At 57.5% G+C, this 25,663-nt stretch carries 27 protein-coding genes; 13 read left to right on the forward strand and 14 right to left on the reverse strand.

Features of this window, described 5'->3' with window-relative positions:
* Both fliP and ACFOOP_RS09900 read left to right on the forward strand, forming a co-directional pair.
* On the forward strand, nucleotides 1–768 hold the full coding sequence (fliP, locus tag ACFOOP_RS09895; RefSeq protein ID WP_379881548.1) for a flagellar type III secretion system pore protein FliP: 768 nt from the start codon (nucleotides 1–3) through the stop codon (nucleotides 766–768).
* Nucleotides 768–1,895, forward strand: coding sequence for a FliG C-terminal domain-containing protein (locus ACFOOP_RS09900; RefSeq protein WP_379880781.1), 1,128 nt, complete (start codon nucleotides 768–770; stop codon nucleotides 1,893–1,895). The genes fliP and ACFOOP_RS09900 overlap by 1 nt, the downstream gene beginning before the upstream one ends.
* A gap of 60 nt (nucleotides 1,896–1,955) precedes the next feature.
* On the opposite strand, the gene ACFOOP_RS09905 is transcribed toward ACFOOP_RS09900, so the two are convergent.
* Nucleotides 1,956–2,417 (reverse strand): YHS domain-containing (seleno)protein, encoded by a 462-nt coding sequence (locus tag ACFOOP_RS09905; RefSeq protein WP_379880782.1) that lies wholly within the window; start codon nucleotides 2,415–2,417, stop codon nucleotides 1,956–1,958.
* A gap of 89 nt (nucleotides 2,418–2,506) precedes the next feature.
* Nucleotides 2,507–3,709 carry a mechanosensitive ion channel family protein gene (locus ACFOOP_RS09910; RefSeq protein ID WP_379880783.1) on the reverse strand — a complete coding sequence of 401 codons (1,203 nt, stop codon included), beginning with the start codon at nucleotides 3,707–3,709 and terminating at the stop codon, nucleotides 2,507–2,509.
* A 165-nt stretch (nucleotides 3,710–3,874) separates the two neighbouring features.
* Here ACFOOP_RS09910 and ACFOOP_RS09915 point away from each other — a divergent pair, with 165 nt between their 5' ends.
* Nucleotides 3,875–5,644, forward strand: a complete 1,770-nt coding sequence (locus tag ACFOOP_RS09915; RefSeq protein ID WP_379880784.1) for a DUF885 domain-containing protein — start codon at nucleotides 3,875–3,877, stop codon at nucleotides 5,642–5,644.
* Nucleotides 5,641–6,183 (forward strand): GNAT family N-acetyltransferase, encoded by a 543-nt coding sequence (locus tag ACFOOP_RS09920; protein ID WP_379880785.1) that lies wholly within the window; start codon nucleotides 5,641–5,643, stop codon nucleotides 6,181–6,183. Before ACFOOP_RS09915 ends, ACFOOP_RS09920 begins: the two co-directional genes overlap by 4 nt.
* Nucleotides 6,184–6,311: 128 nt before the next feature.
* Here ACFOOP_RS09920 and ACFOOP_RS09925 read toward each other — a convergent pair whose 3' ends face one another.
* The 3 genes from ACFOOP_RS09925 to ACFOOP_RS09935 are packed head-to-tail and all read right to left on the reverse strand — an operon-like array spanning nucleotide 6,312 to nucleotide 9,049.
* Nucleotides 6,312–7,814: an AMP-binding protein gene (locus ACFOOP_RS09925; protein WP_379880786.1), complete on the reverse strand. Its 1,503-nt coding sequence runs from the start codon at nucleotides 7,812–7,814 to the stop codon at nucleotides 6,312–6,314.
* A 36-nt stretch (nucleotides 7,815–7,850) separates the two neighbouring features.
* Nucleotides 7,851–8,714, reverse strand: a complete 864-nt coding sequence (locus ACFOOP_RS09930; RefSeq protein WP_379880787.1) for an MBL fold metallo-hydrolase — start codon at nucleotides 8,712–8,714, stop codon at nucleotides 7,851–7,853.
* Nucleotides 8,711–9,049 (reverse strand): ArsR/SmtB family transcription factor, encoded by a 339-nt coding sequence (locus ACFOOP_RS09935; RefSeq protein WP_379880788.1) that lies wholly within the window; start codon nucleotides 9,047–9,049, stop codon nucleotides 8,711–8,713. The genes ACFOOP_RS09930 and ACFOOP_RS09935 overlap by 4 nt, the downstream gene beginning before the upstream one ends.
* A gap of 167 nt (nucleotides 9,050–9,216) precedes the next feature.
* On the opposite strand from ACFOOP_RS09935, the gene shc reads away from it, so the two are divergent.
* Entirely contained in the window at nucleotides 9,217–11,262 is a 2,046-nt protein-coding gene (shc, locus tag ACFOOP_RS09940) for a squalene--hopene cyclase (RefSeq protein WP_379880789.1), read from the forward strand.
* Nucleotides 11,263–11,662: 400 nt separating this feature from the next.
* On the opposite strand, the gene ACFOOP_RS09945 is transcribed toward shc, so the two are convergent.
* Both ACFOOP_RS09945 and ACFOOP_RS09950 read right to left on the reverse strand, forming a co-directional pair.
* Complete coding sequence (locus ACFOOP_RS09945; protein ID WP_379880790.1) at nucleotides 11,663–12,988, reverse strand: hypothetical protein; 1,326 nt, start codon at nucleotides 12,986–12,988, stop codon at nucleotides 11,663–11,665.
* Nucleotides 12,989–13,194: 206 nt separating this feature from the next.
* A complete protein-coding gene (locus tag ACFOOP_RS09950; protein ID WP_379880791.1) occupies nucleotides 13,195–14,418 on the reverse strand; it encodes a parallel beta-helix domain-containing protein in 1,224 nt (407 codons plus the stop codon).
* Nucleotides 14,419–14,520: 102 nt separating this feature from the next.
* Here ACFOOP_RS09950 and ACFOOP_RS09955 point away from each other — a divergent pair, with 102 nt between their 5' ends.
* A complete protein-coding gene (locus ACFOOP_RS09955; protein ID WP_379880793.1) occupies nucleotides 14,521–16,005 on the forward strand; it encodes an amidase in 1,485 nt (494 codons plus the stop codon).
* Here ACFOOP_RS09955 and purQ read toward each other — a convergent pair.
* From purQ to purC, 6 genes are all read right to left on the reverse strand, one after another.
* Nucleotides 16,002–16,664 (reverse strand): phosphoribosylformylglycinamidine synthase subunit PurQ, encoded by a 663-nt coding sequence (purQ, locus tag ACFOOP_RS09960; protein ID WP_379880794.1) that lies wholly within the window; start codon nucleotides 16,662–16,664, stop codon nucleotides 16,002–16,004. The two genes, ACFOOP_RS09955 and purQ, sit on opposite strands and share 4 nt — an antisense overlap.
* A gap of 7 nt (nucleotides 16,665–16,671) precedes the next feature.
* Nucleotides 16,672–17,358, reverse strand: a complete 687-nt coding sequence (locus ACFOOP_RS09965) for a cysteine hydrolase family protein (RefSeq protein ID WP_379880795.1) — start codon at nucleotides 17,356–17,358, stop codon at nucleotides 16,672–16,674.
* A complete protein-coding gene (locus ACFOOP_RS09970) occupies nucleotides 17,355–18,068 on the reverse strand; it encodes a class I SAM-dependent methyltransferase (RefSeq protein WP_379880796.1) in 714 nt (237 codons plus the stop codon). The genes ACFOOP_RS09965 and ACFOOP_RS09970 overlap by 4 nt, the downstream gene beginning before the upstream one ends.
* 15 nt (nucleotides 18,069–18,083) lie before the next feature.
* A complete protein-coding gene (purS, locus tag ACFOOP_RS09975) occupies nucleotides 18,084–18,326 on the reverse strand; it encodes a phosphoribosylformylglycinamidine synthase subunit PurS (protein ID WP_379880797.1) in 243 nt (80 codons plus the stop codon).
* Between the two features lie 96 nt (nucleotides 18,327–18,422).
* Nucleotides 18,423–19,145 carry a hypothetical protein gene (locus tag ACFOOP_RS09980; protein WP_379880798.1) on the reverse strand — a complete coding sequence of 241 codons (723 nt, stop codon included), beginning with the start codon at nucleotides 19,143–19,145 and terminating at the stop codon, nucleotides 18,423–18,425.
* Between the two features lie 217 nt (nucleotides 19,146–19,362).
* A complete protein-coding gene (gene purC / locus ACFOOP_RS09985; protein ID WP_379880800.1) occupies nucleotides 19,363–20,139 on the reverse strand; it encodes a phosphoribosylaminoimidazolesuccinocarboxamide synthase in 777 nt (258 codons plus the stop codon).
* A gap of 279 nt (nucleotides 20,140–20,418) precedes the next feature.
* Here purC and ACFOOP_RS09990 point away from each other — a divergent pair, with 279 nt between their 5' ends.
* Nucleotides 20,419–20,742 (forward strand): DUF1476 domain-containing protein, encoded by a 324-nt coding sequence (locus ACFOOP_RS09990; protein WP_379880801.1) that lies wholly within the window; start codon nucleotides 20,419–20,421, stop codon nucleotides 20,740–20,742.
* Between the two features lie 24 nt (nucleotides 20,743–20,766).
* Nucleotides 20,767–21,390, forward strand: coding sequence for a LysE family translocator (locus ACFOOP_RS09995; RefSeq protein WP_379880802.1), 624 nt, complete (start codon nucleotides 20,767–20,769; stop codon nucleotides 21,388–21,390).
* Between the two features lie 4 nt (nucleotides 21,391–21,394).
* On the opposite strand, the gene ACFOOP_RS10000 is transcribed toward ACFOOP_RS09995, so the two are convergent.
* Nucleotides 21,395–21,730: a hypothetical protein gene (locus tag ACFOOP_RS10000; RefSeq protein WP_379880803.1), complete on the reverse strand. Its 336-nt coding sequence runs from the start codon at nucleotides 21,728–21,730 to the stop codon at nucleotides 21,395–21,397.
* 157 nt (nucleotides 21,731–21,887) lie between these two features.
* Here ACFOOP_RS10000 and ACFOOP_RS10005 point away from each other — a divergent pair, with 157 nt between their 5' ends.
* The 5 genes from ACFOOP_RS10005 to ACFOOP_RS10025 all read left to right on the forward strand — a co-directional run bounded on the left by ACFOOP_RS10005 (nucleotide 21,888) and on the right by ACFOOP_RS10025 (nucleotide 25,606).
* A complete protein-coding gene (locus ACFOOP_RS10005; protein ID WP_379880804.1) occupies nucleotides 21,888–22,661 on the forward strand; it encodes an SDR family oxidoreductase in 774 nt (257 codons plus the stop codon).
* A gap of 94 nt (nucleotides 22,662–22,755) precedes the next feature.
* Nucleotides 22,756–23,319, forward strand: coding sequence for a LemA family protein (locus tag ACFOOP_RS10010; protein ID WP_379880805.1), 564 nt, complete (start codon nucleotides 22,756–22,758; stop codon nucleotides 23,317–23,319).
* Nucleotides 23,320–23,324: 5 nt separating this feature from the next.
* Entirely contained in the window at nucleotides 23,325–23,951 is a 627-nt protein-coding gene (locus tag ACFOOP_RS10015) for a GNAT family N-acetyltransferase (protein ID WP_379880806.1), read from the forward strand.
* Nucleotides 23,948–24,637 (forward strand): aspartate/glutamate racemase family protein, encoded by a 690-nt coding sequence (locus ACFOOP_RS10020; RefSeq protein ID WP_379880807.1) that lies wholly within the window; start codon nucleotides 23,948–23,950, stop codon nucleotides 24,635–24,637. The genes ACFOOP_RS10015 and ACFOOP_RS10020 overlap by 4 nt, the downstream gene beginning before the upstream one ends.
* Nucleotides 24,638–24,640: 3 nt before the next feature.
* Entirely contained in the window at nucleotides 24,641–25,606 is a 966-nt protein-coding gene (locus ACFOOP_RS10025) for a M48 family metallopeptidase (protein WP_379880808.1), read from the forward strand.
* Nucleotides 25,607–25,663 lie beyond the last annotated feature (57 nt).

Below are 25,663 nucleotides of genomic sequence, written 5' to 3' on the forward strand. Positions count from 1 at the left end.
ATGGGGCGTTTCCGGATTATTATTGTATTGCTGTTGACGCTGGCGGCGCTTGGCGCAACGCCGGCGTTTGCGCAAGACATTGTGCAGCAGCCGGATGTGCTTGATACGGCGGTTGCGGAGGCGACAGCTGGCGGCGGACTGACACGGCGCGTCGTTCAGATGTTCCTCATGGTCACGGTGCTGAGCCTTGCTCCCGGCATCGCCATGATGGTGACCTGTCTGCCTTTCATGCTGATTGTCTTGTCTATATTGCGCCAGGGCGTTGGCCTCCAGCAGGCGCCGCCGAATATGCTGATTGTCTCTGTTGCGCTCTTTTTGACCTATTTCGTAATGGAGCCGGTTTTCAAGGATGCCTGGGCCGCAGGAGTTTCGCCGCTTTTAAATGGGGAAATCACTGAAGAGGCGGCGTTTCCAAAAATGATGGAGCCTTTCCGCGTCTTCATGGAAGCGCGGGTAGATCAGGACGCGGTTGATATTTTAGAAGATGCGCGTCCCATTGAAACGGCTCCCGCTGAAAACGGCATGACGCCAATGGCGTTGCTTGTTCCGGCTTTTGTCCTGTCGGAAATTCAGCGGGCTTTCGAAATAGGCTTCATTGTTCTTTTGCCGTTTTTGGTGATTGATTTGCTGGTAGCTTCAATTCTCATGGCGATGGGTATGATGATGGTGCCGCCGGCGATCGTCTCGCTGCCATTCAAAGTGGCGTTCTTTGTCTTGACCAATGGCTGGGTCGCAGTTTCTGGCGCGCTTGTGAGAGGGTATTCGTAATGGCGACGGCCTTGCAAAAAATGGATTTGCGTACGCCGAAAACGGGCGAACGCGCTAACACGCAAATGGAGAACTGGTTTACACGGTCGCATAAGGCGGCAATCGTGCTTGCGTCTTTGAGCGCTGAAGCCGCTGCCGCCATCGTCGAGGAAATGTCCGACGATGAGTTGCGTAACTTCGCCAAAGCCTTTTCGGAGCTGAAAACCGTTTCTCCTCAACTGCTGGAGTCTGTGGCGGAAGAGTTCCTCTCCGCCGCTTCATATGAGGAAACCGACCTTGCCGGCGGGACAGATGAAGCGCGGCGCGTGTTGACCCTTATGGCTAAAGAGGAACGAGCCGAGCGCATTCTCGCCGATATGGGCGGGGGCGGGGAGTCCGCTGTCTGGACACGCGTTGAAAAAGTTGAGGATGAAGAGCTCGCTCAGTATGTTCAGGCCCAGCGGATGCCTATTGCTGCGACGATTTTGTCTAAACTGTCTTATGAAAAAACCGCGGCGGTGCTCAATCTCGCCGAGCCCGAATACGCACAGAAAGTCCTGCTTGAGATCGCTCGTAAGAAACCATCATCGCCCGATGCGCTTGAGGCGATCTCCAATGTTCTGGAAGAAGAGTTATTAAAAGCGGCTCCAGGCGCCACTGGCGACGAGGAAGATGGAGAAGAGCCGGCGCCGGCGGCCGCTAAAGGCAACGCTGGCGCGAAAGTCGGCGAGATCATCAACTATCTTCCCGGGGTTAAGCGCGATGCGCTGCTCGAGCATTTTAAACAAGCTGATCCCGAGGTCGGGGCCGAAGTCCGCCGCGCTGTTCTTACGTTCGAAGAGCTTTATGTGCGCATGCCAGCCTCCGGCGCTACAGCACTCTTGCGCGATCTTGATCGCGAAGTGCTGTTGAAAGCCTTAAAATATGGCGAGACCAACGCGCAAGAAACGGTCGAGTTTCTGTTTGGCAACATCTCAAAACGCATGGTTGAGCAGTATAAAGAAGAGCTTGCCGAGCTGGAGACGCCATCCGAAGAAGACGGTGAAACTGCTCAGCGAGAAGTGACAACTGTTGTGCGTCAACTTGTGAATGATGGCGAATTCAAGCTTATCCCGCTGAAAGAGCCTGGTGAGGAAGAGCGCGCTTAGTCTCTCATATGAAAAAGGCCGCCCAAGAGCGGCCTTCATAAAAATGGTGGACTTGAGGATTTAGTTCAAAACATCTGGCCAGTTTTCATTTGCTTTCGCAATGAACCCGGGGATGTCTTTTTCCCATCGTTTCTGGATTTCGTCATTATAGTTCAGATAGAGCTTGTCATCCACAATCGACCAGTTCTTGGGATTGCCGCTTGCTGTATAGTTTTGCGACACAGCCCAAGCACAATAGCCGCCATATTGCGGTGCGTATTTTTCCGCCGCCGCCTCGAAGGCCTCAAGGTTTTCCGCAGACGAAAAGCGCCATTGCGCGCCATTATATTCAATCGTGAACTCTTTCGAGCCCTTCACCGGTTGGCCGACAGTGAAATAGGCGACGGGATCGTAACCATCTACGGCGACAGAGGAAAACCGTCCCGTATAAACGGGGTCTTTGGCGAAGGCTGCTGCAGGGCTGAGGGCAGCGAGAAGAAGCGCGACCGCAACGAGACCCTTGTGGATCAAAGATCGAAACATTTTTGGAAGCTCCATCAAAATGACGCCTTCCCTTAGCCTGCCTTAACTGCGTCTCGCAAATCAAATGCATTCACAGCATTGCGAGCTGCCTAATGTCCATCTTTCGGCGCCTCCGGAAAGCTTTCTACATGCAGCGTCCGGGTTGGGAAGGCAAAGTCGATGCCTTCATCCTCAAAAGCCTTATGAATATTGAGAAGCACCTCGTGGTTGGTCTCCATATATACGCCATATTCGCGGTCCTTGACCCAATAGACCGTTTCAAAACTTATGGAGCTATCAGCGTATTCCTTCAGATGCGACCGGTCGAACCGGGTCTTCTCGACGCTCTTGACCGCGTTCTCGATGAGTTCAGGGATTCTACGAAGTTTTTCATGAGGGGTTTGGTACAGAACGCCGACTGCGAACAAGACACGCCTTTCGTCCATGCGACGGTAGTTTCTGATCTCCTTGTCTAACAACTGTGAATTGGAAATAATGACCTCTTCTCCGCTAAGAGAACGAATGCGCGTTGTTTTCATGCCTATTCGCTCGACGTCTCCGAGATATTCTCCATTGTCGAATGTGATGAAATCGCCGCGCAAAAATGGTTGATCGAAAACAATAGCGAGAGAAGAAAAGAGGTCTTTAAAGAGGCTTTGTGCGGCAAGGCCAATGGCAATGCCGCCGACACCGAGACCGGCGATCAACGCCGTAATCTCGATGTCGAGATTGGAAAGGATCATCAAGAGCGCAATTGTCCAGACGCCGATCGCGACAAGCGTTTTGATGAGGTTGACCGCATTGGTAAGAACGCCCGAGCTTTCAGCGTGTGTATGCGCATATCCTACGATCCCGGCGGTGAGAAGTTCACGGGCCCAGGCTGCCGCCTGAATAATGCCGACGATAATGGCGATGGTTCTTGCATAGGCCCCCCAGCCTTCTGGCACGATGGGAAAGAACGGGGCGACGAGCGCAACGGAAAGGACGAGCAGAAACAGACTTGAGGTGCGGCTGATCAGGCGTGCAGCCACATTATTGAAGGCGTAATAGTCCTTTTTCTTTCTGCGGATGAAGCCGGCGATCATGGCGCGCGAAATCCGCAGGGTCAGGAAAACAGCGATGCAGGCGCCAAGAGCTATGGAGAATTCAGACGCGTTGGCTTGAATCCAGGCCCAGCCTTCCTGAAAGTGTGGGCCGACGCTATTCATGAAGGTTTCAACCTCTCCCGCGGCGTCTTTGGCTGCGTTTGTGGTTTTTTCATCTGCATCGCCATCTGGCGCGGCTTGCGCAAAAAAGGTGAGGAAAGCTTTCATCGGAACTTGAGGCCTGCTGATTCGGGGAAATTGGGATGGCTCACCGAGCAAACAGGTGCGAAAGCCAATCGTTCCGCCGCTTTCAAGGCGGGTTTCAGCACCGCAGCGATGCGTGATAGAAAAGCGCTGGGATGCACGGAGCGCTAGCCGGTGAGGGAGCGGGTTATGGTGAAGCGGTTTTTAATGGTTTTTGTGGTCGTGGCGGGCGCCCTGGCGGTGGGATCTGCACAGGCGGCTCCAGCGGACGATCTCCATGCGCTGTTCGACGAGTATTGGGCGAATGAAATGGAGGAAAGTCCGTTCAGCGCCACCGGCTCAGGCGTATCGGGGTATGATGACAAAATGCCCGGCGTGGCGCCTGAAGATCATGCGCGCCGCAAGGCGGAGGCGCAAAGTTTCTACGATCGTCTCGAAGCGATTGACCGCGCTGAACTTGACGATGACGACAAGCTCAGTGCGGAGCTTCTCGAATTCATCCTGACGCATAATCTGGCGCTCAGCGAGTTTGACCGTTGGCGCATTCCGTTTCTCGCCGACACCGGTTTTCACACCAATTTCGGTTATGTGGTCGGTGCGACCAGTTTTCGCACAGAACAAGATTTTGAAAACTATCTTGAACGGTTAAAGGGGCTTCCCGGTTTCCTCGATCAGCATGTGGAGAACATGCGTCAGGGGCTGGCGGACGGTTTTACGCAGCCCAAGGAAATACTGCCTTACATCCTGCCGTCTTTCGAAGCGCAGATAAAAGACAACGCTGCGGCGCATCCTTACTACAAGCCATTTGTAAAGATGCCGGAATCTATTCCCTACCGCCGGCAGGCCGCGTTGCGTCAGGAAGCGCGTGAGGTTCTGGAAACGGATGTCATTCCGGCCTTCCAGCGGTTGCTCGATTTCATGAATGATGAATATGTGCCGGGCGCGCGTGAAACGCTTGGCGCATATGACTTACCGAATGGGCGCGAATATTACCGTACGCTCGTGCGCTATTACACCACCCTTGATACGGTAACGCCGGAAAGCATCCACGCGCTTGGATTGAAAGAGGTCGCGCGCATCCGCAAAGAAATGGCCGGCGTCATGGCGAAGACCGGCTTCAAAGGCAATTTTCAAGACTTTATCGAGTTTCTTCGCACGGATGAGCAATTCTACCCAACAACCCCGGAAGACTTGTTAGAGCGCGCGGCGTGGATTGCAAAAGATATTGATGGCCGGCTTCCCGCCTATTTTGGAAAGTTGCCCCGACAGCCTTATTCAGTCGAACCGGTGCCAGCTGAGATCGCGCCGAATTACACGACCGGGCGCTATGTGGGTGCGCCATTGGGCGGCACAAGGGGCGGCCAATATTGGGTCAACACTTACGCTCTCGACAAGCGGCCTTACTACGAGATGACGGCGCTCACGCTGCATGAAGCGGTGCCAGGTCATCATTTGCAAAGCGCCCTCGCGCTGGAAATCGAAAACGCGCCGGAGTTCCGTAAGGATTTCTATCCCCACGCCTTCGGCGAAGGTTGGGGGCTCTATTCAGAAAAGCTCGGTGTTGAAATGGGCGTATATGAAACGCCTTATGATGATTTTGGCCGGCTCTCTATGGAGATGTGGCGCGCCTGCCGTCTTGTGATCGACACAGGTATTCATTCCAAGAGCTGGACCCGCCAACAGGCGCTTGATTACCTGGCGGACAATACGGCGTTGTCGCTCCATAATGTTCAGACCGAGGTCGACCGCTATATCGCCTGGCCTGGGCAGGCGCTTGCCTACAAAATGGGTGAGCTGACTTTATGGGAGCTTCGCCGGAAAGCGGAGCGTGAACTTGGTGATGCGTTCGATATCCGCGAATTCCACGACGCAGTGCTCACCGGCGGCGGCCTGCCGCTCGATATTCTCCGCGAGCGGATCGATGATTACATCGCAGAAATGAAGGCGCGCACTGAGTGAACGCCGACGCCGTTCCGGTAATCGAAACCGCGCGCTTGCGCCTTCAGGGTCCCCGAAAAGAGGACTTTGCAGCCTTCGCCGCCATGTGGGCGCGCCATGAAGTGACGAAAGAAATCAGCGGAGAGCCGCTGCCCCCTGAAGAGTCGTGGCGGCGCTTGCTGCGCAACGCAGGCCTCTGGCCGGTATGCGGTTACGGCTACTGGCATGTGTTCGAGCGCGAGAGCGGCGCCTTTGTGGGGCAGGTGGGATTTGCAGACTTTCAGCGAGAGCTGACGCCGCCGCTCACGGGCATGCCTGAAATCGGATGGGCGATTTCACCGGATTATCAGGGCAAGGGCTACGCCAGCGAAGCGGCGCTTGGCGCCATTCAATGGGGCGATAAAGTATTATCTGCGGAGCGGATGAGCTGCATCATCGGCATCAACAATACACCGTCGATCCGCATCGCGGAAAAATGCGGGTTCTCATTTGTGACGACGACTGAGTACCACGGCAGTGACATCAAGATTTATCACCGCCCCATTGCGCGCCGCTCATGATCTCCGGCGATGGCGGCGCTGACGGTGGTTCGAACGCGCGGTCAATGTCGGTGGAATATCCAAAAAACCGGAAATGCGGTTCCATTATTTCCACAAACCCGTCAAGGGCGTCTCCGTATAGTAGGAAATCAGCATGGCGCAGTGAAGGCGTCCTTATACTGTTCACGCAGCGCCTGTTTTTGCACTTTGCCCATTGTATTGCGGGGAAGAGCGTCAACTCGAAAAAACTTGCGGGGGCGTTTGAATTTCGCCAGCGGCGTTAAGGCTTCGGCTAACGCCGCATCATCTGGACCATCGCCGTCGGCGACAATGACTGCAGCCACGCCTTCGCCCATGTCAGGATGCGGAACGCCGATTACGGCGCTTTCCACAATACCCGGAATAGCGTCAAGGATTTGCTCGATCTCGATAGGATAAATATTAAAACCTCCAGCAATGATGAGATCCTTGTCACGCCCAACAAGCGTAAGCCTGCCTTCATTATCCAGCGTTCCAACATCGCCGGTGCGGAACCAGCCGTCTTCTGTGAAAGCTTCTTCCGTCTTGTCCGGTTTTTTCCAATACCCCACGCAGATATTCGGACCATTTACTTCGATTTCTCCAGGCGCTCCTTTATCGCCGGCGACGCGCAAAGCTACGCCCGGCAACGCGAACCCCACTGTGCCGGCAATCCTCGCGCCCTGAAGCGGGTTGGAGGCGATCATACCCGCCTCAGACATACCATATCGCTCCAGAATTCTATGACCGGTGCGCGCCTCAAAAGCGTTGAAGGTCTCAATGGTGAGCGGCGCTGAGCCGGAAATGAAAAGGCGCATGTTAACGCAGTCCGCTTTCCCGAAATCCTTTTCAGCAAGGAGGCGTGTGTAAAAAGTAGGCACTCCCATCAAGATGCTTGCTGTTGGAAGCAGACGGCGCAGTTCCGCAATGTCGAGTTTTGGAAGAAACATTATTTCACATGCGTTCAACATCGCGGTGTGCAACGCTACAAAAAGCCCGTGAATATGAAAGATAGGAAGGGCGTGGAGCAAAACATCGTCTGGCGAAAAACCCCATAGCGCGCTCAATGTTTTGGCGTTCGAAGACAAGTTCTCATGGGTGAGCATGGCGCCCTTGGATCGGCCTGTTGTGCCTGATGTATAAAGAATAACAGCAAGGCCATCCTTGCTTCGTGTAACGATACTATCAAAGGCAGCGGCTTTCGATGCTGCATCAAGGATCGTGCCTTCGCCATTTGACCCAAGCGTCAAGACGTGAGTGACATTTTGGCCTTGCGCGACGGGCGTTAACTCGGCGAGTTTTTCGGGCGAACAGATGAAAACTTTTGGCGCCGCGTCGTCGAGGAAGTAGTCGACCTCTGCGGCGGTATAGGCCGAATTCAAAGGCACATAGACGAGACCAGCGCGCATCGCGCCGAGATAGAGCGCGACGTTTTCAGGAGACTTATCGACCTGTACGACAATCCGGTCTCCCGGTTCGGCGCCAAGCTGACGCAATGCGCCTGCATATTTCGCGGAAAGGGCGTCCATTTCCAAATAGGAAATCTTGCGTTTCCCAGGCAGGTTTAAAAAGGTGCGCTCGGCGCATTCCGCATAGGCGCCACGAAGCGCCGCAAAAAAGTTTTCATTTGTCATAGCGCCATTTACGCGGTTCTGAGGCTTCGCGTAAAGCTAAAGTGCATTCACCGGTATTTTCAGATAGGAGACGCCATTCTCTTCAGCTGGCGGCATTTCCCCGGCGCGCATATTCACCTGCACTGAGGGAAGGATCAGCCGCGGCATGGATAGAGTCCTGTCGCGCGCTTCGCGCATCTTGACGAACCCGGCTTCTGTGATCCCGTCGTGAACATGGATGTTCTTCTCACGCTCTTCTGCGACCGTTGTCTCCCAAATAAATTCATCACGGCCGGGCGCCTTATAGTCGTGACACATAAACAGGCGCGTCTCAGGCGGAAGAGCGAAGATTTTCTGAATGGAGCGGAAAAGCGTCTTTGCATCGCCGCCCGGAAAGTCACAGCGCGCTGTTCCGTAATCCGGCATAAATAGCGTGTCGCCAACAAAACCTGCATCGCCGATAATAATGGTTGAACAGGCGGGCGTGTGTCCCGGCGTGTGAATGACATGGGCGCCAATTTCACCGACGTTGAAACTCTCACCGTCTGCGAAGAGCTTGTCGAACTGACTGCCGTCGCGTTTGAAAGCATTTTCAGCGTTGAAAACCTTTGCAAAAGTGCTCTGGACCACATCGATCTTGTCGCCGATCGCTGTCTTGCCGCCGAGTTGTTCTTTTAGATAGGGCGCAGCGGTTAAATGATCAGCGTGGACATGGGTTTCCAAAATCCACTCGACGGTAAGATCATTGTCTTTAACATAAGCAATAATCTCGTCAGCGGATTTTGTGGTTGTCCGGCCTGATGCTGGATCGTAATCGAGCACGGAATCGATAAGGGCGCATTTTTTGGTGGAAGGATCGATCACCACATGGCTGGCGGTGAAGGTGGCTTCATCGAAAAAAGTTTTGACGACAGGCGTCATGACCGGTCTCCTTTCCGGGGTGAATGTGATTTTGGACCGAAGGTCTTGCAAAGCGCTTCAACCAGGTTGGTCAGCCGTTCATCGCTAAGCGAGTAAAATACGTTTTTTGAAACGCGTCTCGCTTTTACCAGCCCCGCGTCGCGCAACCGGCCAAGGTCGCGGGAAAGATGCGGCTGTGGAACCTTGATCTCCGCCTCAATCTCACTGACGCTTTTTTCGCCCGCGGTGAGGGCGCAGGCGATCAGCAAACGGTTGGAATGCGACATGGTTTTGAGGAGCGCTGAAATCTCGTCAGCGTTTTCCTTCAGTTCCTTGATGGCCACAGGTTTTGTCATTGCTTTATCCATAGTTATCACTTTACATAAGTGATATATTTATGAATGCAAGAGGCCCGGAAAGCGGCGGGCGACGGGTGAAGCGCTCGCCCGTCAAGGTCTGGCGCGTCTGCGCGCCACGCGCTAAGAACCCTTTGCCTAAGCGCTTGAGCGTCAAAGGGTTATGCATGTTCGACGAGAAAGAAGCGGGCGCCGGGCGGCGTTCGAATTTTGACCGGCAATTGGCTGCGTCCATAGAGGCGGCGGCGGACTGGCTCAGCGCTCGGCAAAAGCCGGAGGGCTATTGGGTCGGCCGGCTGGAATCCAACGCCTGCATGGAGGCGCAGTGGATTCTCGCCTTCTGGTTCATGGGGCTTGAAAACCATCATTTGCGCCCGCGCCTTGCGCAATCTTTGCGCGAAACCCAGCGCGAAGACGGCGCCTGGCAGATCTATTACGGGGCCCCGGCCGGCGACATCAATACGACGGTGGAGGCCTATGCGGCGCTGCGTTCCATGGGCGACCGCAAGGATGCGCCGCATATGGTCAAGGCGCGCGAATGGATTATGTCCAAAGGCGGGCTTAAAAATATTCGCGTCTTCACCCGCTATTGGCTGGCGCTGATTGGCGAATGGCCGTGGGAAAAAACGCCAAATCTGCCGCCGGAAGTCATCTTCTTCCCGAACTGGTTCGTCTTCTCGATCTATAATTTTGCGCAATGGGCGCGCGCGACCCTGATGCCGATTGCGGTCTTGTCGGCGCGCCGTCCGTCGCGGCCTTTGCCCGCGTCCCGCAGGCTCGATGAACTGTTTCCCGACGGCCGGGACACATATAATTACGCCTATCCCGATAAGCCGGGCGCCGGGTTTCTCGACGCGTTCTTTTTGACCGCGGATAAAATCCTCCACGGCCTGCAAAGCTTTGGCGCAACGGCGGGGGTCGGGCTGATGCGCAGGGGCGCGCTTTCCCGTTCCCTCGAATGGATCATCAAGCATCAGGACGCTGACGGCGTCTGGGGCGGCATCCAGCCGCCATGGATCTATTCGCTGATGGCGCTTTATAATGAAGGCTATGCGCATGACCATGCGGTCGTCGCCAAAGGGCTCGCCGCGCTTGACGATCCGCGCTGGCGCGTCGATGTGGGTGAGGCGACATGGATTCAGGCGTCGACGAGCCCGGTCTGGGATACGGTGCTGACACTGCTCGCTTTCGAAGATTGCGACTTGAATCAGCGTCAGGAAAAGGAAGTCGAAAAAGCGATAGACTGGCTGTTGGCTCAGCAGGTGCTGCGTCCCGGGGACTGGAGCGTCAAATGTCCGAAGCTCGAACCCGGCGGCTGGGCGTTCGAATATAAAAACTATTTTTATCCCGATACGGACGACACCGCCGTGGCGCTGATCGCGCTGGCGCCTTTCCGCAATGATCCGAAATGGAAAGGGAAGGGTGTTGAGACCGCCATCGAAAAGGGCCTCAACTGGCTCATCGGCATGCAGTGCAAGAATGGCGGCTGGGGCGCCTTCGACAAGGACAATGATAAAAAGATCCTGACCAAAATTCCGTTCTGCGATTTCGGCGAAGCGCTCGACCCGCCATCGGTGGATGTGACCGCCCATATTATCGAAGCCTTCGGCAAGCTCGGCATTGGCAAGAACCATCCATCCATGGTGCGTGCGCTCGATTACATAAAAGCCGAGCAGGAAGCGGACGGCGCCTGGTTCGGCCGCTGGGGCGTCAATTATGTTTATGGCACCGGCGCGGTGCTGCCGGCGCTCGAAGCCATCGGCGAGGACATGACGCAAGCTTACATTCGCAAGGCGTCGGACTGGCTGATCCTGCATCAGAACGAAGATGGCGGCTGGGGTGAAAGCTGCGCCTCCTATATGGACCCGAAACAGATGGGCCGGGGTAAATCGACCGCCTCGCAAACCGCCTGGGCGTTGATGGGCCTTGCCGCGGTGGGCCGCACGGAAGACGAGCGCGCCATCGCCGATGGCGTTCAATTCCTGATCGAACGCCAGAAAGACGGCACCTGGGAAGAGCCGGAATATACCGGCACGGGTTTTCCCGGTTACGGCGTCGGCGCGACCATCAAGCTCAACGATCCGCTATTGCAGGAGCGGTTGAAACAGGGCCCTGAACTCTCCCGCGCCTTCATGATCAACTACAATCTCTACCGACACTATTTCCCGTTGATGGCGATGGGACGTGTACGGAAGATGATGGCGGGCGCTTAAAGTTGTTTGTTAACCGGCTTGTCATGAAGTGCTTCATTTTTGAAGCTTGGTTTTAGGTTGGAGCCTAGCGGTTCGACCGTGAAGCCTTAGCCATATCGCTAGAACTACCGACGCAAGCAATGTGTATTGCAAGCTTAATTCTGCCACTCTGAGGGCAAGAGCCCAGCTGAAATCTTGATCGCTCATTATCAATGGTCCGAAAACGCCAAATACAAGTGTGTTTTGGGTAAGCGCTATTGGGATTGCGGCTAGAGTTGGGAATTGTTCATTTAATACGGAATTGTCGGGAAAAGATTTGGGAAACTGAGCAATTAAAGCCACTCGTGCCAGCATCAGAACAAATAGATGCCATAGGAATAATACTAAGTGATCGAGGAGTTGAGCAGTGGCCATATTTAATTTAACCGCATCTACCTTCCATAGCCGCAATCCAGTCAGCGAGAAGTTCGACACCCTCCTCATGCGTCACGGCGCGGCCAAGCTCCGGCATCATGGCGCCAGGATCGGTGGTTTCCATGCGGAACACTGTGATCGATAAATCCGGACGCCCCGGCACGATGTCATAGGGGCGTCCGCCCGTGCCGCGGCCGGCGGCGACCGGCGTCTTGCAATGGCCGAGCGCGGGGCCCGCCGCATCAGGTTCAAGGTTCAGTCCGGACGTATCAGCGGGGCCGTTGGGGTTGTGGCAATGGCTGCAATTGGCGTCGAGATAGGCGCGCGCCCTTAAGTCGAGCGGTTCGTTTTCATCGGTCCAGTCTGCATTGCGGGGGAATTGAAAATTCACTTCATCCTGAGGAGCCCGCCCTTCGTCCTTCGAGACGGCCAGCCGGTTTTCAACCTGGCTGGTCTCCTCAGGATGAAGGGGGCGGGCGTCTCGAAGGAGAGGAGAATTTTCCGACGCAAATGTTAGCAATCCTTTCGCCAGCCAGTGATCGAGCTGGTTGAACCCTTCGGCGAAACTTGATGGTTTATTCAGGTGCCGCGCTTTCGGGCCGATGGGCTTGATCGCCTTTGTCGTCGCGTTTGTCGCATGGCACCCGGCGCATTGATTGGCGTTCGGCACGAGATAGGAGAACGGCTCCATCCGACCCCCGTCTTCATTAGTGTCGCGGATCAGCGTTAGCGGCGCCACTGCGCCGGTGCGTTTCAACACTGCGTCGGTCTGGTCGTCATTCCATACATAAGGCAGCGCGTCCCATCCGGTTTCGCGGCGGACCAGCACCCGCGTTTCAATGAGCCGCAAATGATCCAGCGACATGACTCCTTCATTGACGCTGCGCTCGCGCCCGATGGAAACATCCCCGGTCCATTCGTTCTTCGGTATTGAATAGTAAAACGTCTTGGTGATGACCGTGCCCACAGGAAAGTCGAAGGCTTCATCGGCGCTGTAGACCGCTGGCTTTCCTTCCGGCGTCCAGACCGTGCGCAGCTTCAAGGCGTAATCGGAAAAGAGCGGCGTCGCGAGATCGTAGGGCGTCACGCCTTTGCTCAACTGCAAGGCGCCGTCCGTCGCGGCGATCATGCCCCACTCGCTCAAATGCTGCGGGTTTTCATCTGCGTGATAGGTGGGCGTGGGCGTTGGCTCCCGGGAGCAGGCGGAAAGGAACAACAATACCGCCGCAGTGACCAATGTCAGCGATTTGCCCATCGCGTCGCGTTCTTTTTCACCCGCTTGTTTACTGGCCTGCAGACGAGTCTGGCGCCATTTGGAGTTTTCTGTCGTCATCGTCGGTTCCCAAGGGCGACTCGCCACGGCTTGACCGTGGCGTCCAGTGAGGAAATTGGTCCCCACGATCAAGTCGTGGGGATGCGAAATTTCTACGTGACCATCATAACCCAGCCGCGAAGGTGGTGGATAACTCTTCACCAAAGCTCAAAAAACCGCCCATATTCATCACTTTTGAGGTGTTTTTCCCGCCTTGCGTGTGAGCTTTATAACCCGGCGAGCGGTCCTGTCAGCGTAATGACAGGAAGCTTTTCAAACGCGCAGTCATGAACGCCGTCTTCCGCCACTTTTGGGCTCTTATTGTCATTGGGGCCGTCCACATTCAGGACTTTCGCCTCGCCATTCTGCACGCACAGCACGTCGCTGGCGCCGGAAAGCGCCGGGTCAACATAGCCGTCCCACAACACATCGGGGATGCGGCCCAAGGGGCCCGCGACGGCGATTTTCAGCGCCTGAAGATCTAGCCCGTCGGGGTTGTCGCCGCCGCCTTCGAACCGATTGCCGTAAACATAAATCCCGTTCGGATAGGGATCGAAATCATCTTGCACGCCGTCGGTCGAGATGCCTGATGAAAAAATGCTCGCGACAATGACATTCGCCGTCTTGTTGTCGCGGATGTCGTTGTCGAAGATTTCCACTTGGTCATTGGAGTTGATGACGACGCCGGACCCCGCGGGCACGGAGGCGACCGGCGTTCCCTCAAGACCGAAATTCTTCGTGTTGTTTTCATAAATCTCATTGTTGAAAACACGCGTGCGCGCGCCGGGCTGTTTCAAATTCGGCATGTTGAAGACGAGAATGCCGCCGGTGTTGTTGACGGCGACATTGCCATAGACATCAGCGTCGAAGGTGTTTTCGATCTCGATCCCGGCGACATTATATTCCGCGCGGTTGTTGCGGATGACGACATTTTGCGACTGGCCAATATAGAGCCCAGCATCGGACGCGCCGATGGCGACGGAATCTTCCATCAGCAGGTTCTTCACCTGAACCGGATAAATCCCATAGGCGCCGTTTTCGGTTTTCGGTTTTCCGGTCCATTCCGTGCGCACTCGGCGGATAATGATGTTTTCGCCCTCGGAAATTTTCAGCGCATCGCCTTTGGTGTCTTCAATGGCGAGATCCTCAATGGTGAAATCACTGGCGGTGACGAGAAGGCCCTCGGCGCCGGCGACTTGTCCCGCAAAACTCAGCACCGTCTTGTCCATGCCGGCGCCCTTGATCGTGACGCCGTCTACCGTGAGGCTCAAGGAGCGGTCGAAGGCAAAGCGGCCTTCTGGAATGTCGATCACGTCGCCCGGTTTCGCATCGAGAAGCTGCGTCATCAGCGTTTCCTGATAGGACGCGTCTGCCGGCGCCGCCGCTTGTTCTTTTTGTTCGCACGCGGTCATGAGCAATAATGCTGCACACGCGAAAGCCTGGCTTTTCATCCTGTTCCCCTTCATCCCTGCGTCTTCATCTTGATTTTGGGCGCGCGCCCTTTCAGCATTCGATGATGCCGGAATCGGCCGGTGAATAAAAGGAAGCTTTGCATGTCTTTATCGCGGCGACATTTGATGCAGTCGGGCGGCCTCGGCGCCATGTTGCTTACAGCGGCAGGGGCGTGCTCGCGCCCCGATCAGGCGGCGTCGAACGATCTCGCCGAGCTTGATGCGGTGGAGACGGCGGCGCGGATCAACTCCGGTGAAACATCTGCTGTGGAAGTGGTCGGGGGCGCGATTGAGCGGGCCGAACGCATCAATAAAAAAATCAACGCGGTTGCAACCGAGACTTATGACGCGGCGCGTGAAGGCGCTGCGAATGTGAGCGGCGTCATGGCTGGCGTCCCGACCTTTATCAAGGATCTTTATGACGTCACCGACGTTCCCTCCGGCTTCGGCAGCCGCGCCTTTCCCGGTTATGTGGGCGGCGAGCAATTGCCCTTTGTCACCGGCTTTTTAAATCTCGGCGTCGTCAGTCTCGGCAAATCGACAACGCCCGAATTCGGCCTGACCGCGACGACGGAATCGATCGCCACCGGCAAGACGCGCAATCCCTGGAATCTCGATCATTCAACCGGCGGGTCGTCGGGCGGCGCCGCGGCGCTGGTCGCGAGCGGCGTGGTACCGATCGCTCACGCAACAGACGGCGGCGGCTCGATCCGCATTCCGGCCTCCTGTTGCGGAACTGTGGGCCTGAAAGTCTCGCGCGGGCGCACCCCGCGGGGCGAGCCTTCTGATATGCCGCTGTCCCTGTCGACGCACGGCGTTGAAAGCCGCACCATGCGCGACACGGCGGCGGTCTCGGCGGCGATGGCGTTGCCGTCGTCGACAAGCGGGCTTGCGCCGCTCGATCTCGTGACTGCGCCCTTGAAAGAGCGCCTGCGCATCGCGGTTGTAACGAAAGGGGCGGATGACGGCTTTGTCGCTGATCCCGCCGTGATGGCTGCGACACAGAGCGTCGCCGCGCTATGCGCCGATCTCGGGCATCATGTGGAAGAGACTGTTTTTCCCGTGGGCGCGGGCTTTTCCGCTGACTTCAGTCTTTACTGGGCCGCCATCGCCGACCAGGTCATGACCAGTTGGGAGCAGGCGACCGGAATGCCGCGCAACGGGCTCGCCTTCGAGCCGTTTACGCTCGGCCTGGCGAATGTGTTTGAAGAAAACAAGGCTGATTTCCAGGGCGCACTTGAGCGCCTGTTCGGGGTCGAGGCGCTGATGGCGGAGTTCCACCAGAACTATGACGTCATCCTGTCGCCGGTGGTGCGCACGCCGCCGCCCGAGATCGGATATTTTGACGGCGCGCTCGACTATGACACGCTGATCGAACGGCTGACCGGTTATGTTCAGTATACGCCGCTTTACAATGTTTCCGGCGCGCCGGCGATCTCCTTGCCGCTGTCGATGTCGCCGGACGGACTTCCCATCGGCGCCATGTTCGGCGCGGCCAAGGGCAGGGAGGATCTTTTGATCGGCCTCGGTTTCGAGATGGAGGAAGCGCGTCCCTGGGCGGGGCGGCACCCGGCTGTGTTCGGTTAGGAAACCGCTTCCACGAGCCCCTTGAAGAACGTCGCGCCGTCGATGCCGCCGAGAAGCGGTGAAATCACCCGTTCCGGATGGGGCATCATGCCCAGCACATTGCCAGCGTCATTGATGAGGCCCGCAATATCGCGCGCCGAGCCGTTCGGGTTGTCCACATAGCGGAAGGCGACGCGGCCGTCGCCTTCGATCCGGTTGAGGGTTTCCTCGTCGGCGACATAATTGCCGTCATGATGGGCGACGGGGAAGGTGACGTAGCTTCCCTTCTCGAACCCTCGTGTGAAGATCGACTGGTTGTTCTCAACCCGCAATTCAACATCGCGGCAGACGAAGTCGAGACCGGCGTTGCGCATCAGCACCCCGGGCAGGAGGCCGGTCTCGCAGAGGATCTGGAAACCGTTGCAAACGCCGATTACCGGAGCGCCGGCTTTGGCCTTGTCGATCACGGCGCGCATGATCGGCGATTTCGCCGCCATGGCGCCGGCGCGAAGGTAATCACCATAGGAGAACCCGCCGGGCAGGGCGTAGAAATCCGCCTCCGGCAGATCGGTGTCGCCATGCCAGACCATGGCGGGTTTTTTACCCGTGGCTTGCTCGAGCGCGACGGCGATGTCGCGGTCACAATTCGAAGCGGGAAAAACGATGACTGCGGTTTTCATGACTGCCTCATGAGAGATTGGTTCTGTTTTTAAAGGCGCCGATCAGATTGTCCGAGTCGGTCACCCAGCCGAAGACGTTTTCAAAATTCCACATCGTCGCGTCGCGCACAAAATCGGGCCCGGCATGGTTCATGGCGTCCTCGACCATGATCGGCCAGTATTCTTCGAAATAGGCGTCGCGCGCGGTGCTTTCCACACAAACATTTGTGGCGATTCCCGTGAAGAAAAGATAGCGGATATTGTTGGCGCGGAGATCATTGTTGAGGGTCGTTCCTGCAAAGCCGCTATAGCGGGATTTCCGGATCACCATATCGCCGGGTTCGGGCTTCAGGGCGTCGACAATCTCCCAGTCCCAGGTCCCGTGTATCAGCAGTTTGCCGTCAAGCTCGGGCCGCGCGCGCATGGTGCGCAAGGAAAGTTCTTTATGGTGGTTCGGCGACAGGGGCCCGCCGGCATCGCTGAGATCGGGTTTGTATCCAACCTGCAGATAAACGATCTGGACGCCGGCTTCGCGCGCCGCGGCGATGATCTTTTTATTGACCTCAACCACTGACGCCGCCGCCGAGATGTCATGACCTGCAAGGTCAAGCATGCCGCCTTTGGAGGCGAAAGCGTTCTGCATGTCGACGACGACCAGCGCCGATTGTTCAAGCGCGACGTCTACGGGATCGGGGCGGGCGGCGAGGGCGATCATAGCTGCGCTTGTCCGTTTTGTTCGGCGGTGGAGGGTTTGCGGGCAATCATGACGTGCTGGGTCAGCGGTCCCTGCGTGAGGGCCTGCTCCACAACCACTCCTGCGTCCCGCATCCATGTCTCAAGGTCTTTGCGCTTCAGGCGCACCCGGAGCACATCACGGCCGAGAATGCGGGCGAGATATTGAACCGGCGCCGGCGGGAAAAGTTTTGCGTGCTGAGGATCATCGGCGTCAAAATAGGAGGCGACGATACGGCCGCCGGGTTTCAACACCCGCACCGCCTCGCTGAGATAGGTTTTGATTTCATCGGGCTTCAAATGGGTGAACACCGACATGAAAACGATCATGTCGCCGGCGTCATCCTCTATCGGCAAGGCAAGGGAGTAGATTGCGTCGAACCGCCAGTCGGGTCTTTCGCAGACTTTTTCAGCATGACCGATGAGGTCGGGAAGAATGTCGAACCCGGTATAGGAGACGCGTTCTTCATTGCGCAGTGCATAAGCGAGACGGCCCGAACCGCAGCCAACATCAATCAGATGAAACGGCGCTTGCGGAGCGAGTCCCAGGATTAGTTTCGCCTGCGTCGCGCCGGTCGCTTTGAAGCCGCCGCCCACGGCGCGCTCAAAAGTTTCAGTTTCACTGGCGCTGGTCTTGCGGAGATTACGCAGGAGCCGGTTATATTCCCGAATGTAATGCGGTTGTGCGACCACGTCCCCGTCCGAAAGTTACGCCAGGATTTCGATCGAATAATTTTCCATCACTGGATTGGCGAGGAGCTTTTTGCACATCTCTTCAGCGGTGGCGCGCGCCGCCGCCTCATCGGTTTCCGCGAGTTTCATCTCGATCACCTTGCCCTGACGCACGCCTTGGGCGCCGTCAAAGCCGAGACCGGCGAGCGCGCTTTCAATCGCTGCGCCTTGCGGATCGAGAACGCCGTTTTTCAAAGTGATGGTGATTTTCGCTTTCATGAGCCGTGCCCGCTTGTCGCTTGTCAGGGGCTGATACACCGGGCCGTCTGGCGGCGCAATGTAGCGGGGCTTGGCTGAAGCTCGGAAAGGCTTGAGTTAGTTCAAAAGGAGGGAGCCTTCGCCCGTATAGTCTTCAAGCTGGCGATAGGCGGCGGCGGCCTGATCGGCGTCAAACCGGGCGATTGCGCGTTCCCGGGCCTTTTGTATGGATTGTTCAAGCGCGTAGGCTTTGAGCTCGGCCTCGGCCCGGATGATCTGTGTGTGGGCGCGCTGGGCGATTTCACGCGATTCCGCGGTGGGCGGTGACGGATAAAGCGCCTCCGCCCTGATCTGCTCCAGCTTCTTGATATCCTCGGGGCGCACTTCGCGGCTAGCGGGCACATCAGCGTCATTGACGTCGATTTCCTCGGCCGCTTTAGCCTGGTCGGATTTTTGGGCTGATTTTCCGGCCGCTTCCAGGCGCTTAAGCTCTGCTTCGGCGCTGCGGAGCGCCGCTTCGTTCTTCTGGCCGGCGACCCGCACATTTTCGGCGTTGCGGTCAGCCGCAGAGGCGCGCTCATCGGCGGAGCGCTGGTTTTGAATCTGGCGGTCGTCGGCGCGCTCGGCGCTGCGGCGCTCCGCTTCTTGCCGGTTGGCGGTCGATGCAGCGGCGGCTTCCTGCTTGCGGGCGTCGGCGTTGCGTAAGGAGCTGCCCGAAAGGGCGTCGTCCTCCCTGCTCGGCGCGCTCGCAGGCTGTCGGTTCGGCGCTGTCGGGCGCAGAGCCGAGACCGGCGAAGAGCCGGCGCTGCCTGATCCATATGTGAACACTGCGTATGGCATAACCGCGTAACATTATCAGAACACAGCTTGCCCGCGGCTTAGGAAAACCGCTTGTATTGTATCTATTAAATCAACTCTTTGTTGACCATGATGGACAGGTTCTTGAACGGTCGACGCCGTTCAACCCCGCACAGGTCCTGACGTTAGGAAAGACAGGCACCTTCTGGCGCGCGCCGGGACCATGCACGGAGAATCTTAGCGACCGCTTAATTTTTGTTTATTTCTCGTTGTCGCTGACAAGAACAGGGCCGCTCTGGCCTGAACTTTCCGCCTCACGCAGAACGCCGAGACGCCGGGCGACTTCGCGGTACGCATCCGTGACATCGCCGAGATCCTGGCGGAAGCGGTCCTTGTCCATGATATGGCCGGTTTCCATGTCCCACAGGCGGCAGCTATCCGGGCTGATTTCGTCGGCGACGATCAGGCGCATCATATCGCCTTCATATTGGCGGCCAAACTCGATCTTGAAATCGACAAGCTTGATGCCGACTCCGGCGAAAAGACCTGACAGATAGTCGTTCACGCGCAGGGCCAGCGCCATCATGTCGTCGATTTCCTGGGGGTTGGCCCAGTTGAACGCCGTGATGTGTTCTTCCGACACCAGCGGATCGCCGAGCTCGTCATTCTTGAAATAGAATTCGATCACCGAGCGGGGCAGAGCCACGCCGTCCTCGATCCCCAAGCGCTTGGAAATCGACCCGGCGGCGTAATTGCGGACCACAACCTCGAGCGGCACGATCTCAACATGGCGAACAAGCTGTTCGCGCATATTGAGGCGCTTGATGAAATGGGTGGGGACGCCGATGCGCTCCAGCCCCATCATGACAAACTCGGAAATGCGGTTGTTGAGAACGCCCTTGCCCTCAAGTACGGCTTTTTTCTGATTATTGAATGCGGTCGCGTCATCCTTGAAATACTGGATGATGGTGCCGGGTTCCGGGCCCTCGAACAGGATTTTCGCCTTGCCTTCATAGATCTGCTTGCGGCGGGCCATTTCTGTAATCCTTTCAGTGCCTTGCGCGCCAGGTCTCCAGCGCTGCAAGAGCGGGTGAGGGCGCGCCCAGCGACTCAAGCGGGTTAGCCCTCCCTTTTCGCTAGCACGACTGGCGCGGTGGGAGAAGCGGGGGGTTTACGCTCCTTGTCAGTTGATTGATAGCCCCGGCGCCTTACATTTTCCGAAGGCGCGTTGCGCCGGAAGCCGGTCGTCTGTAAAGACGCGGTCACCGGCCAGCCAGCTGGCTCGATATTGCTGAGATTCTGGAGTTTTGCCCCGATGACGACCTTCGACGACCGCAAGGACAAGTTCGAAAACAAGTTCGCTCATGACGCTGAGCTGCGCTTCAAGGCGGAGGCTCGCCGCAACAAGCTCCTGGGGCTCTGGGCCGCCGGGCTGATGGGTAAAACCGGCGATGACGCCGACGCCTACGCCAAGGAAGTCATCAAGGCCGATTTCGAGGAAGCGGGCGACGAGGATGTCTTCCGCAAGCTCCGCAAGGATTTCGACGCCGCCGGCGTCGACCAGTCCGATCACCAGATCCGCCGCCATATGGAGGAGATGATGACAGAGGCTGTCAGACAGCTCCAGACCGGCGAATAAATCCGAATAGTTGAGTGGTGGGTCATGATTGAAGGCGCGCCATTTCTGCTTTTTCTGGGCGGCGCGCTTCTTCTCAATATTACGCCGGGCCCGGATATGGCCTTCACCCTTGCGTCAGCGGCGCGCGGCGGCGCGCGCGCAGGAATAGCAGCCGCGATTGGCGTTGGCGCCGGCGCGCTCGGCTGGACGCTTGCGACCGCGGTAGGACTGGCGGCTATGCTCGCCGCGTCAGAGCACGCGCTCAATATCATTCGCATCGTTGGCGGGCTTTATCTTCTTTATCTAGCGGTTCGCACGATGATGGAAAAACCTGCGCCCATCGGCGCCGAAGGACGGGCGAACCCGTTGCAGTCCTTTCGCGCAGGCGCGCTGACCAATCTTTTCAATCCGAAAGTCGGGCTGTTTTTTCTCGCTTTTCTGCCGGGTTTTGCAAATCCGGAAGCGGGCGCCGTCTGGCTGGAGATCATGACGCTCGGCGCGATCTTCAGCTTTACCGGCACATGCGTTCTGGTTCTTGTGGCGTTTGCTGCGGGGGCGCTTCGGCGCAAGCTGGTTGAATCGCCGAAAGCACAGGCCCGCATGAAAACGCTGTCCGCCAGCGTTTACGGCGCGCTTGGTCTTTATCTTCTGACGTCTCACGCCAAATAAGACATTACCGGCGGTGGGCTTTTACTTTCGCCAGCGCCGGCTGCAGAGCAGGCGTCATCATTGCGCGCCCGCCTTTGCCTTCATCATCTTCTTCGCGCGGCAAGAGAAATACTGCCGTGCCCATGGCCGCCGAGCCCCAGGTAATGGTGACGACAATCAGAAGCATGATCGCTGCTAGCGGCCCGGACGCAGGGTCGGCGATCAGATCGCCAAGGCCGCCGACATTGAAATAGAAAAGCGCGCCGACGAAAATCCACCCGCTCACCGCGCCAAGCGCGAGATGGGTGAGCAAAAATCGCGTCAGACGCCAGTCAATGCCCTTGCGGCGCATGTTCTTCATCGCTTGCCGTGACCTCCGGTCTCTAAACTAATACCGGCCCGGGCGCGGCGCCTTGCGGCATGACGCCGCCTTCAGGTCTTTCAGCAACTGCACAAGCATCTTCGTTTCTGCGTCAACTGGGATAAGCTGCCGCCAAAACACCAAAAGGAGACGGTTCATGGGACGGGTCAGCGGTAAAAAGGCGTTCATTACGGGCGGCGCACAGGGGCTCGGCGCCTGTTTCGCGCGCATGCTCACCGATGAAGGGGCGAAGGTTTTCATCACCGACGTCAATGGCGACGGCGCCGAAGCCACCGCCGCGGAGATCAACAAAAAGCATCCGGGCGCCGCATCGGCCGCCCATCATGATGTGACGAACCGCGATCACTGGAAGACGGCGCTGGAGGCGGCTGCGGGCGCCATGGGTGGCATCGACACGCTGATCAACAATGCCGGCATTGGCACCTTCGGCAGCATTGAAACCGAAACGGAAGAAAACTGGCGGCGCACGCAGGCGATCGACGTCGATTCCATTTTCACCGGAACGCAGCTTGCGATGCCCTATCTCAAGGACTCGCAACCCGGCTCGATCATCAATATTTCTTCCGTCGCCGGCATGATCGCGGACGGCAATATGATCGCCTATAATACGGCGAAAGCGGCCGTTTGGATGATGTCGAAATCGATTGCGCTCCACTGCGCGCGATCGGGCTATGACATTCGCAGCAATTCCGTACACCCCGTGTTCACCAGAACGCCGATCATCGATCCGTTGATCGCCTTGGGCGGCGGCGGCGATGAGGGCGAAAAACGCCTGGTCCAGCAGATCCCGTGGAAGCGCCTCGCCGAGCCCGAGGATGTGGGCTACTGCGTTCTCTATCTCGCCTCGGACGAGTCCCGTTATATTACGGCCTCCGAGTTCAAAATTGACGGCGGGATCACCGCCCAATAGCGGCCTGAAACATTGCGGGGAACCGGCAAGCGCCCTATATAACAGGGGCTTGCGCCCGGCATTGCCGCGCCGCGCTCACGAAACAGGAGATCGCATGTCCGGCATTCTTATCCTCATCGGCATTATTGTCGTTCTCGCCGTTTTCATCATCGGCATTTACAACCGCATTGTTGCGCTTTCTCAGCGCACGGAGCAGGCTTTCGCCGATGTGGATGTTCAATTGCGCCAGCGCCATGACCTGATCCCTAATCTGGTTGAGACGGTGAAGGGCTATGCGACCCACGAAAAGGAAACGCTGGACGCTGTCATTCAGGCGCGCAACGCCGCCCAGTCGGCCCATGGCCCCGCGGCGCAAGGCGCGGCTGAGGGCGTTCTCGGCGCTGCGCTCGGCAAGCTGTTTGCGCTCGCTGAGGCCTATCCCGATTTGAAAGCCAACACGAACTTCATGGAGCTCCAGCGCGAACTGTCAGACGTTGAAAACAAGATCGCCGCCGCGCGCCGCTTCTTCAATAACGCGGTTCAGGAATACAATACAGCGATCCAGCAGATCCCCGGCAATCTTGTTGCGCCCATGGGCAGTTTCGGGCCGAAAGAATATTTCGAGATCCCCGAAGGCAGCCGCGGCCAGATCGAGGCGGCCCCGGAAGTGAAGTTCTAAAGCGGATGGACGGCGCGCGCGGAGAGATTGCAATCCGCGCCGCAGCTCGCGGCGACGCCGGTCTGATCGCCGGCATTCTCGCCGAGGCCTTCGCTGACGATCCGGTCATGAACTGGACCCTTGGCGGCGCCAAATCATTCCACACGGTCTTTCACGAGCTTGCGCGGGGCGTATATCTGAAAGACGGATTCGGCCATGTTGCGGACGACAACCTGACGGGCGAACGGGCGGCGACGCTCTGGTTGCCCAGGGGCGTGGAGATCAAATTGCCATTGGTGAACGAGATGCGCATCGCGGCGTCGGCCCTGTTTCACAACGGCGTTTCCTCCATCCGTCGCGCGCTGGCGACGGCGGCGGTGCTGGAGAAGCATCATCCGGACGAGCCGCATTATTATCTTTTCGCGGTGGGCGTCACAAAAAACGGACAGGGAAAAGGTCTCGGTGGACGTCTGATCCGCGAAGGACTGAAGCGCGCCGATGAAGAGGGCGCGCCCGCCTATCTTGAAAATTCCAATCCCAAAAACACACCGCTTTACGAACGGCTGGGGTTTCAGGCGATTGCGCCGCTGCCCTTGCCGACAGGCGCGCCGCCATTGCTCGGTATGTTGCGACCTGCAGGCGGGGCTCCATGAAACTTCTTGGCCTCATCGGCGGGGTCAGTCCGGAAGCGACGGCGATCTATTACCGTCTGCTGACCGATGCGGCGCGCGAAAGATTAGGGGCGCTGCATTCGGCGAACCTGATGCTCTATGCGCTCGATTACGGCGTGATGATTGGTCATTACGATCATCGCAACTGGGACGCGTTTATCGCCGAAGTGGTGAAAGGCGCGAAACACCTTGAGGCTGCGGGTGTTGACGGGCTGATTATTTGTTCAAACACGACCCATGTCGCCGCAGACGCCGTGCGCGATGCTGTCGACCTTCCGCTCATTCACATGCTTGATGTGCTGGCGGGCGAGATGAAAGCGAAAGGCGCTCAGCGTCCTCTGTTGCTTGGCACGCCCGTAGTCATGGCGGAGGCGCATTACCGCAACGAACTGGCGAAACGCTATGATGGCGATGTGTTGATTCCCAGCGAAGAGGAGCAGGCGGTGGTGGGCCGCGTCATCCTCGACGAACTGGTGCTCGGCGACATTCGCGACGCCTCGCGCGATGAGTTGCTGGCGATCATCGGCCGTCACAAGGCGGATGGCGTCATCCTCGGTTGCACGGAACTCTGCATGATCCTGGGCGCCGAGCATTGTGATATTCCGGTGTTCGATACGACTGGCCTTCACGCGGCGGCGGCGGCGCGTTTTGCGTTCGGGGAGGATTGATCCTTGGGCGCGTTAGGGCTTCAGACGCATATCTGGAATAATAATCTGAAATCCGGCGTGTTGCTGGCCGGCTTTCCCGTCCTGCTGTTGTTGCTGATGTATGGCCTGTCGGTCGGCTATGTCGGGCTTGTGGAGCCGATCAACAGTGTCGGCGAGGGCATGGTTCTGGCGGCGGATCACATGAAACGCATCTGGCCTTTCGCGATTCTCGGCGCCGGACTGTGGTTCGCCATCGCCTTCTTTTCCTATCAGAATATGATTGAAGCGTCTGTCGGCGCGCGCGGTCTCACGCGAAAGGAAGCGCCGGAGCTTTATAACCTTCTGGAAAATCTCTGCGTCTCGCGCGGGCTCACCATGCCCCAGCTCAACATCATTGAAACCGATGCATTGAACGCCTTCGCCAGCGGGCTGACCGAGAAAAGCTATAAGGTGACGGTGACGCGCGGGCTGATTGAGACGCTGGACAAGGACGAGCTCGAAGCGGTGCTGGCCCATGAGCTGACGCATATCATGAACAAGGATGTGCGGCTCCTGATCATCGCCGTTATTTTTGTCGGCGTCTTTTCGTTTTTTGGCGAACTTGTGTTCCGCAACATGTTCCGGTCCGGCGTGCGCGTTGGCGGCCATACTCGCTCGCGCAATGGCGACAGCCGCGGCGGGGGCGTGCTGATTCTCATCGCGATTGCCATGATCGTCGTTGCTTATCTTCTGGCGCTCGTGATCCGTTTTTCCCTGTCGCGCAAACGCGAATTTCTGGCGGATGCGGGCGCGGCGGAGCTGACGCGCAATCCCGACGCCATGATCTCGGCGTTGAAAAAGATTTCAGGCCATAGCCGCATCGAAGCGCCCAATGATGTGCAGCAGATGATGGTGGAAAACACCCAACCCTTCGCGGGCGTTTTCGCGACGCATCCGCCCATAGAAAAACGCATCAAGGCGCTGGTCAGTTTCGCCGGCGGTCAGCAATAAAAAAACACCCAAAAGAAAAACGGCGGGATTTCAGTCCCGCCGTTCTGCCTTGATATT

Origin of the sequence: Hyphococcus aureus (assembly GCF_042643165.1) — a bacterium.
Classification (GTDB): domain Bacteria; phylum Pseudomonadota; class Alphaproteobacteria; order Caulobacterales; family Parvularculaceae; genus Hyphococcus; species Hyphococcus aureus.